The sequence below is a fragment of the Brevibacterium sp. genome, from assembly GCF_022712115.1.
Taxonomy (GTDB): domain Bacteria; phylum Actinomycetota; class Actinomycetes; order Actinomycetales; family Brevibacteriaceae; genus Brevibacterium; species Brevibacterium salitolerans.
Map to the genome: position 1 here is coordinate 1 of NZ_JALAHB010000170.1, position 2,510 is coordinate 2,510.

Here is a 2,510-nt window from a genome sequence, read left to right on the forward strand (position 1 = left end):
AGGCCGCACGTGACCACGGAGCATGAGGACACAGCGGCCGGACGACGGCCGGACGGAGTCCACCTCCGCGCCGAGTTCAGCGTGCCGGAGCGCGGCGTCAGCGTCTCACTCGCCGTGCGACGCGGGGAGACCCTCGCCCTCCCCGGCCCCCCCCTGCCCCGGCGGCCGGCCCCCCGCCGCGGCGCCCGGGCCACGGGCCCCCCGCCCCCCCCCCGCCGCGGTCCCGCGGCGGGGCTGCGCCGGGCGCCCGCTGCGGCGGGAGGGCGAGAGACCCGTGGCCCTGCCTCCGCACCGGCGGGCCATCACCCTGCTCATGCAGGAGCCGCGGCTGTTCCCGCACATGACGGCGGCGGGGAACGTCGCCTTCGGCCTGCGGAGCGCGGGTATCACCGGTGCGGAGGCGAGGGAACGGGCGCACGCGCTGCTGGGGGAGCTGGGCATCGCGCACCTCTCCCGTATGCGGCCGGCCTCGCTGTCCGGCGGGCAGAAGGCGCGCGTGGCGATCGCCCGGGCGCTGGCCTCGGACCCGGAGGTGGTCCTCCTCGACGAACCGGGCGCCGCCCTGGACAGGCAGTCGGCACCCCTGGTGCGCGGGCTCCTCGCCGAACTCCTCGCGGATCGCACCTGCGTCCTCGTGAGCCACAGCCCCGAGGAGGTCGAGGCGCTGGCGGACCGCGAGCACAGGCTGGACGAGTGAGTCCGCACCGCTTCGCGAACGAGACCGCCGTCACCTAGACTCGGCCCATGCCTGTGAACCTCCCGCGCCATGAGCGGCTGCCGCGCATGCTCGCCTCGGCGGCCGCCATGCGCCCGCTGCTGCAGCTGCGGCACCCGGGCACCAACGGGTGGATCAGCTCCTGGGGCACCAACGCCCACGGCGAGATCGCAGGCTGCCCCCCGAGAGCGCACTGAGGCGCAGTCCCTCCGTCCCGGCGCACCCGTCCGGCGTGTTCCGCCCGCGTCCTCACCGGCCCGGCCGCGGAGAACCTCTCACGCCGACGACGCCGGCAGCCGCCGCTCCGCGTGTCCGCACCGCTTCTCAGCGACCGTGCGGCGTGCCGGATGCACCGCGCCAGGATCACATCCCTCATTCCGTGCTCAGCTCTCGCAAAGGCTCACCCGTGTCGAACCCCTCAGCTTCACAGCCGCAGAACACTCCGGCGCCCAGTCCCTCAGACCCCGCGGGCGGTCCCGCAGCACAGTCCGCGGGCCGGTCGAACCCTGTCCGCTACGCCCCGCCGCAGATGTGGCTGGGCGTGCGCAAGACGCTCAACTCCGACGCGTTCGGCGGCGCACTCCTGCTGGCGGCCACCGCAGCGGCGCTGATCCTCGCGAACACTCCGCTGGCGGACTGGTACACCGGGATCCGTGACACGGTGTTCGGCCCGTCCGCCCTCCACCTCGACCTCAGCGTGGGCACCTGGGCGGCCGACGGGCTCCTCGCGATCTTCTTCTTCGTCGTGGGCCTCGAGCTCAAGGAGGAGTTCGTCGCGGGACGGCTGCGGAACCCCCTGCGGGCGGCACTTCCCATCACCGCCGCCGTGGGAGGCGTGGCCGTCCCCGCGATCATCTTCACGGTGATCAACCTGCGCTCCGGCGGCGAGGCCCTGCACGGCTGGGCCATCCCCACCGCGACGGACATCGCCTTCGCGGTCGCGGTGCTGGCCGTCGTGGGCCGCTTCCTCCCGCCGGCGCTGCGCGTCTTCCTCCTCACCCTGGCGATCGTCGACGACCTCATCGCCATCACGATCATCGCGATCTTCTACTCCTCGGACCTCCACCTCCTGTGGTTCGCCCTCGCCTTCGTCCCGCTCGCGATCTTCGCCGTCCTCGTGCAGCGCGGCGTGCGCTCCTGGTGGATCCTCGTGCCATTGGGCATCCTCACCTGGGGCCTGGTGCACGCCGCCGGCATCCACGCCACCGTCGCGGGTGTGATGCTGGGCTTCACGGTCCCGGTGCGCCCCACGCCCCGCACGCGCGTCCGGGTCGGTACCGACAAGCACGGAATACCGGAGTACGAGGGCCTCGCCGCCCACTTCGCGGACCAGGTGGGCATCATCTCCACGCTCGTCGCCGTGCCGATCTTCGCCTTCTTCTCCGCCGGCGTCACAGTGGGCGGGCTCGAGGGCCTGCGCAGCGCCTTCGCGGACCCCATCACGCTGGGCATCGTCCTGGGACTGGTGCTGGGCAAGCCCATCGGCATCCTCGGCGCCACCTTCCTCCTCAGCCGGCTTCCCTCCATGCGGCTCGACTCGGAGCTGCGCTGGGCGGACCTCACGGGCATGTCCTTCGTGGCCGGCATCGGCTTCACGGTCTCTCTCCTCGTGGGCGAACTCGCCTTCGGTGCGGCGAGCGTGGCGGACGAGCACGTGAAGATCGGCGTGCTGGGCGGCTCCTTCGTCGCCGCCGTGATCGGCTCCGTCATCCTGAGCTTCGGGAACCGCCGTGCGAAGCTCGCCCAGGAGTCCGCCGCAGGCCCGGAGACACAGCACCAGAGCTGAGCCGGCCTC

3 protein-coding genes are annotated in these 2,510 nt (G+C 73.1%); all 3 read left to right on the forward strand.

From position 1 onward, the window contains the following. Window positions 1-274: 274 nt before the first annotated feature. The 3 genes from Q0A33_RS09650 to nhaA all read left to right on the forward strand — a co-directional run bounded on the left by Q0A33_RS09650 (window position 275) and on the right by nhaA (window position 2,501). Window positions 275-697: an ATP-binding cassette domain-containing protein gene (locus Q0A33_RS09650; RefSeq protein WP_291795563.1), complete on the forward strand. Its 423-nt coding sequence runs from the start codon at window positions 275-277 to the stop codon at window positions 695-697. Window positions 698-744: 47 nt separating this feature from the next. Beyond that, window positions 745-912, forward strand: coding sequence for a hypothetical protein (locus tag Q0A33_RS09655; protein WP_291795566.1), 168 nt, complete (start codon window positions 745-747; stop codon window positions 910-912). A gap of 332 nt (window positions 913-1,244) precedes the next feature. Then, entirely contained in the window at window positions 1,245-2,501 is a 1,257-nt protein-coding gene (gene nhaA / locus Q0A33_RS09660) for a Na+/H+ antiporter NhaA (RefSeq protein WP_291795569.1), read from the forward strand. The last annotated feature ends 9 nt before the right edge of the window (window positions 2,502-2,510 follow it).